The organism is Hydrogenophaga sp. (assembly GCF_035481345.1).
Classification (GTDB): domain Bacteria; phylum Pseudomonadota; class Gammaproteobacteria; order Burkholderiales; family Burkholderiaceae_C; genus Hydrogenophaga.
This window is the reverse complement of sequence record NZ_DATIGV010000156.1, coordinates 1-5,714: the sequence shown is the minus strand read 5'-3', so window position 1 is coordinate 5,714 and position 5,714 is coordinate 1. Positions and strand designations below refer to the sequence as shown.

The 5,714-nt window shown below is 70.9% G+C and carries 5 protein-coding genes; 4 read left to right on the top strand and 1 reads right to left on the bottom strand.

Going from position 1 to position 5,714, the window contains the following annotated elements; genetic code table 11:
• The 3 genes from VLG41_RS15935 to VLG41_RS15925 all read left to right on the top strand — a co-directional run.
• On the top strand, nucleotides 1-523 hold a 523-nt coding region (locus tag VLG41_RS15935), incomplete at its 5' end, for a methyl-accepting chemotaxis protein (RefSeq protein WP_325350378.1).
• A 112-nt stretch (nucleotides 524-635) separates the two neighbouring features.
• Entirely contained in the window at nucleotides 636-2,132 is a 1,497-nt protein-coding gene (locus tag VLG41_RS15930) for a M20 family metallopeptidase (protein WP_325350377.1), read from the top strand.
• Nucleotides 2,133-2,148: 16 nt separating this feature from the next.
• A complete protein-coding gene (locus VLG41_RS15925) occupies nucleotides 2,149-3,006 on the top strand; it encodes a lysophospholipase (RefSeq protein ID WP_325350376.1) in 858 nt (285 codons plus the stop codon).
• A 165-nt stretch (nucleotides 3,007-3,171) separates the two neighbouring features.
• Here VLG41_RS15925 and VLG41_RS15920 read toward each other — a convergent pair whose 3' ends face one another.
• Nucleotides 3,172-4,347 (bottom strand): MFS transporter, encoded by a 1,176-nt coding sequence (locus tag VLG41_RS15920; protein WP_325350375.1) that lies wholly within the window; start codon nucleotides 4,345-4,347, stop codon nucleotides 3,172-3,174.
• A 244-nt stretch (nucleotides 4,348-4,591) separates the two neighbouring features.
• On the opposite strand from VLG41_RS15920, the gene VLG41_RS15915 reads away from it, so the two are divergent.
• Nucleotides 4,592-5,714: methyl-accepting chemotaxis protein (locus VLG41_RS15915; RefSeq protein ID WP_325350374.1), on the top strand; the 1,123-nt coding region annotated here is incomplete at its 3' end.

The window sequence follows — 5,714 nt, the reverse complement described above, 5'->3', positions numbered from 1 at the left end:
GGTGGTCACCACCATGGACGAGATCAATCAGAGCTCCAGGAAGATCAACGACATCATCGGCGTCATCGACGGCATCGCCTTCCAGACCAACATCCTGGCGCTCAACGCCGCGGTGGAAGCGGCCCGCGCAGGTGAACAGGGTCGCGGCTTCGCGGTCGTGGCCGGCGAGGTGCGCAACCTCGCGCAGCGCAGCGCGGAGGCGGCGAAAGAGATCAAGGGCCTGATCGGCGCCAGCGTGGAGCGCGTGGACGCGGGCTCGCGCCTGGTGGCCGATGCGGGACAGACGATGAGCGAGATCGTGGGCTCGGTGCAGCGGGTGAGCGACATCATCGGAGAGATCACGGCGGCCTCGGGCGAGCAGAGCGAGGGCATCGGCCAAGTGAACGTGGCGGTGAACCAGCTCGACCAGATGACGCAGCAGAACGCGGCGCTGGTGGAAGAGAGCGCGGCCGCCGCACAGAGCCTGAAGGAACAGGCCGAGCAGCTTGCCCTGGTGGTGGGCCGCTTCCGTACCACCGCTTGAGGAAACGGCCGGGCGGCCCGCGTCGCGCCGGCCCGGTCCTGCCTATACTCCCCCCAGGGTTCACCTGAGAGGGGCGCAGTGCCCGCACCGGGCGATCCCGACGGAGATCGCCATGAACGCCCGCCTGCCCCAGCCGTTGCTCGACGCCGCGGCCCTGCAATCCCATGTCGATGCCAGTTGGCGCGATCGCATCGTGCCCGCGCTGATCGACTACGTGGCCGTACCGGCCAAGTCCCCCGCCTTCGACGCCGACTGGGCCGCCCACGGCCTGCTCGACCGCGTGCTGCAGTCGGCCGCCGACTGGGTGGCCGAGCAGCGCGTGCCCGGGCTCACGCTGGAGGTCGTGCGCCTGAACGACGCGCGTGGCCGCCCGCGCACCCCGGTGCTGTTCTTCGAACTGCCCGCCAGCGCGGGCCAGGACGGCACGCCCGCGCCCGCCTCGGGCCAGACCGTGCTGATGTACGGGCACCTCGACAAGCAGCCCGAGTTCACCGGCTGGCGCAGCGACCTGGGGCCCTGGACGCCCAAGATCGACGACGGCAAGCTCTACGGCCGTGGCGGCGCCGACGACGGCTACGCGGTGTACGCCAGCGTGGCGGCCATCCAGGCGCTCAAGGCGCAGGGCGTGGCGCACCCGCGCATCGTGGGCCTGATCGAGACCTGCGAGGAAAGCGGCTCGGGCGACCTGCTGCCCTACGTGGACGCCCTGCGCCCGCGCCTGGGCGACGTGGGCCTGGTGATCTGCCTGGACAGCGGCGCCGGCAACTACGACCAGCTCTGGCTCACCACCAGCCTGCGCGGCATGGCCGCCGGCGTGCTCAAGGTCGAGGTGCTCACCGAAGGCATCCACTCCGGCGACGCCTCGGGCCTGGTGCCCTCGAGCTTTCGCATCCTGCGCCAGGTGCTGGACCGCCTGGAGGACAGCGCCACCGGCCGCCTGCTGCCCGCCAGCTTTCACTGCGAGGTGCCGGCCGAGCGCCTGGCGCAGGCGCGCGCCACGGCCGCCATCCTCGGCGACGAGATCTACAAGCGCTTCCCCTGGGCCCACCACGACTGCGGTGGCAGCACCCTGTTCGCGCTGCCCACCACCACCGACCCGGTCGAGGCCCTGATCAACCGCACCTGGCGTCCCACGTTGAGCGTCACCGGCGCCGAAGGCTTCCCCGCGCTCAAGGACGCGGGCAACGTGCTGCGCCCCTACACCGCCTTCAAGCTCAGCCTGCGCCTGCCGCCGCTGGTGGACGCGGCCTCGGCCGTGCAGGAGCTCAAGGCCCTGCTGGAGGACAACGCGCCCTACCAGGCCAAGGTCACCTTCTCGTCCGAAGGCGGGGCCAGCGGCTGGAACGCGCCACCCACCACCGACTGGTTCGAGCGCGCGCTGCAGGACGCGTCCCAGGCCCACTTCGGTGCCGACTGCGGCACCATCGGCCAGGGCGGCACCATCCCGCTCATGAACCTGCTCAGCCAGGGCTTCCCCACGGCGCAGATGATGGTCTGCGGCGTGCTCGGCCCCAAGAGCAACGCGCACGGGCCCAACGAATTCCTGCACCTGGACTACGCGCGCCGGCTCACGGCCAGCGTCGCGCAAGTCATTGCGCGGATGCCTTGAGCACCAAGGCCGCCGCATGAGCGACACCACGCAAGCCCCGTTCACCGCCCGCGATGGCCTCAACCTCGCGCTGTACGACTGGCCCCTGCCCTCGCGCGTGCGACCGCGCGGCGTGGTGCTGATCGTGCACGGCCTGGGCGAGCACGCCTGGCGCTACAACGAGGTGGCGCACCGCCTCAATGAATGGGGCTTCTTCGTGCGCGCCTACGACCAGCGCGGCCACGGCGATTCCGGTGGCGCGCCCGGCGTGCTGCCCGACGACGACGCCCTGCTCGACGACCTGTATGAAATGGTGGACGACACCCGCCGCCACATCGCCGAACCCTGGTCCTGCCCGCTGATCCTGCTGGGCCACAGCATGGGGGGGCTGGTCAGTGCCACCTTCGTGCAGCGCGGCATGGCCCGGGTGGACGGCCTGGTGCTGTCCTCACCCGCGCTGGACTCGGGGCTCTCGGGCTTCAAACGCTGGCTGATCGGCCTGATGATGCGGCTGTCGCCCGACAGCACGCTGGGCAACGGGCTCGATGCGAGCAAGATCTCGCACGACCCGGCCGTGGTGCAGGCCTACCGGCGCGACCGGCGCGTGCACGACCGCATCAGCGCGCGCCTGGCGCGCTTCATCGACGACAACGGTCCCGTGGTGCGCGCCGCCGCGGCGCGCTGGTCGGTGCCCACGCTGCTGATGTTCGCGGGCGACGACCACCTGGTGAACCCCGCCGGCAGCGCGGCCTTCGCGGGCGCGGCGCCCGCGCCGATGGTGGTGGCGCGCCGCTTCGATGGCCTGTACCACGAGATCTTCAACGAGCGCGACAACGCCGCCGTGTTCGACACGCTGCGGCAGTGGCTCGACCGGCGCGCGCCTGCGCCGGCCTGAGGCCGGCGCGTCCTTCAGGCGGGCTGCAGCGGCGCATCAGCCCACCGAGCAGGCCGCCCAGCGTACCCATGAGGTCGGGACCCAGCGCACCGCCGAGCTGATCGCCCGAGCACGGCATCCAGAAGTCCCATGTGCCTCTCCCGTGTCGCGGAACCGTTCCGCGCGTCAGGCGGCATTGTGGGTGGCGCGCCGCCGGCGGGCAAGCCACAGCAAGGCCAGGGCCAGCAGCGCCACCGGCAGCAAGGAGCCCAGGTTGAGCCAGGTCCAGCCCTGCGTGGTCACCAGCGCGCCGGAGGCGAAGGAGGTCAGCGCCATGGTGGCGAACACCCCGAAGTTGATGGCGGCCTGGGCGCGGTCTTTTTCCTCGGGGCGCCAGGCCTGCAGCGCCAGCGCGGTGCTGCCGGTGAAGAGGAAGTTCCAGCCCACGCCGAGCAGGAACAGCGCGATGAGGAACTGGTGCAGGTCCACGCCCGTCAGGGCAATGGCGATGCACGCCAGGTTCAGCGCCACGCCCACGCCCATGATCGGCAGCACGCCGAAGCGGCGGATCAGGTGCCCGGTGAAGAAGCCCGGGGCAAACATGCCAATCACGTGCCATTCGAGCACGAGGGCCACGTCCTCGAACGGCAGGCCGCAGACCTGCATGGCCAATGGCGTGGCCGCCATCAGCAGGTTCATCACGCCATAGCCCAGCGCCGCGCCTGCCGCGGCGACGATGAACACGGGCTGGCGCACGATCTCGGCCAGGGGCCGGCCCTCGGGCGCACCGACCGCCCGCTCGGGTGCCGGGGGAAAGCGCAGGAACGCCATCACCGCCATCGACAGCAGCGCCACCACGCCCAGCGCCAGGTAGGCGCCCGCGAACGGCACCTCGGTGAGGTCGCGGGTGCGCACGGCCAGGTTGGGGCCCAGCACCGCGCCGATCAGCCCGCCCGCCAGCACCAGCGACACGGCCTTCTCGCGAAAGGCGGGTGCCGCCAGTTCGGCCGCGGCGAAGCGGTAGAGCTGCCCGTTGGCGCTGTAGTAGCCGGCGATCACCGTGCCCGCGATCAGCAGCCAGAACGCGCCCAGCGACACGGCCCAGGCGCAGAGCAGCGCCGACAGCAGCGCCACGACCAGCCCGAGCTGGAACGAGGCCTGGCGCCCGAGGCGGCGCTGCGCGCGCGCCACCAGGGGCGTGGCCAGCGCGCCGCCCACCACGTAACCCATCACCGGCAGCGTGGCCATCCAGCCCAGCGGCGCGAGCGCCAGGCCCACCAGACCGTTGATGGTGATGAACACCACGTTGTTGGTGAGGAACAGGCCTTGGGCGGCGGCCAGGAGCCAGAGGTTGCGGTTCATAAGCGCGGGTTTATACAGGCGCGCGGCGTGGCCCCACGGGTGGCGGGGCGATGTCTGTCATGGAATTGACACTCAAATGACTTGTTCGCTATGAAATTGGGAGCGAAGCAGGGTTTTGTGCCAAGGGCATGACAAGCGATGGGCGCGCGTCGCCGCGACGGGCGGTGCTCAAGATGGGGGGTGGGGTTCCGAAGAAACGAGTGGCGGTGCCGTGAGTACCGGACTTCCCCTTATCGCTTTGAACATGAACTGGCTCTCCCACATCTCCGTTCGCGCCAAGCTGGCGCTGCTGCTCGCGCTGTGCGCGTTGGGCATCTTCGCCGTGGCCGCGTCGGCCTTCGTCAGCCTCGACCGAGCGGTATCCGCCAGCCAGCAGATGGTGCAGACCGAGGTGAGTGCGCTGCGCGCTCTGGGCGAGGTGCGCGCCGACGTCGGCAACATGCGCCGCTACGAAAAAGACCTGTTCCTCAATCTGGCCGACGAGGCCGGGTTCGAGCGGTACCACAAGGCCTGGCAGGCGCAGGTGGCGGCCGGGCTGGAGCGCCTGTCGGGCCTGCGGCCCATGCTGTTGCCTGCCGAGCAGGACGCGCTGGACCGCATGGCCGCGGGCTTGGGCAAGTACCGCGACGCCGTGAACACCATCCACACCGGCATCACGCGGGGCGAGATCAACGATCCCTGGCGCGCCAACCAGGCCATGGAGCCGGCCAAGGCCGATGTGCGCGCGGCCGACGATGCCTTCAACGAGATCAGCGGGGCGGTGAGCGCCCGCGTGGACGGCATGGTGGAAGCGCTGGCCCGTCTGCAGCGCCAGGCCGTGCGCGTGACCGTGACCGCTGCGCTGGTGGTGCTGGCCCTGGCGCTGGGCCTGGGTTATGTCATCAGCGGGCGCATCACGCGGCCCCTGGACGAAGCGGCGCGCGCCATCGAGCGCGTGGCGGCGGGCGACCTGACGGCCCAGCTGCGCACGCGCGGCCGCGACGAGACGGCGCGCGTGATCGCGGGCATCGCGCGCATGCAGGACGGGCTGGCGCGCATCGTGGGCGAGATCCGCCACGGCGTGGGCGGCATGCACGTGGCCAGCGCGGAGATCGCCAAGGGCAACCAGGACCTGAGCACGAGGACCGAGCAGGCGGCGTCGAACCTGCAGGAGACCGCGGCCAGCATGGAGCAGCTCACTGGCACGGTGCGCCAGAGCGCGGACTCCGCGCGGCAGGCCAATCAATTGGCGGCGACCGCCGCCGAGGTGGCCGCGCGCGGCGGCTCGGTGGTCTCGCAGGTGGTCACCACCATGGACGAGATCAATCAGAGCTCCAGGAAGATCAACGACATCATCGGCGTCATCGACGGCATCGCCTTCCAGACCA

Coding starts and splice junctions, on each gene's coding strand:
- VLG41_RS15930 (WP_325350377.1), top strand. CDS start 636: ATGAACGCCCGCCTGCCCCAGCCGTTGCTCGACGCCGCGGCCCTGCAA.
- VLG41_RS15925 (WP_325350376.1), top strand. CDS start 2,149: ATGAGCGACACCACGCAAGCCCCGTTCACCGCCCGCGATGGCCTCAAC.
- VLG41_RS15920 (WP_325350375.1), bottom strand. CDS start 4,347: ATGAACCGCAACCTCTGGCTCCTGGCCGCCGCCCAAGGCCTGTTCCTC.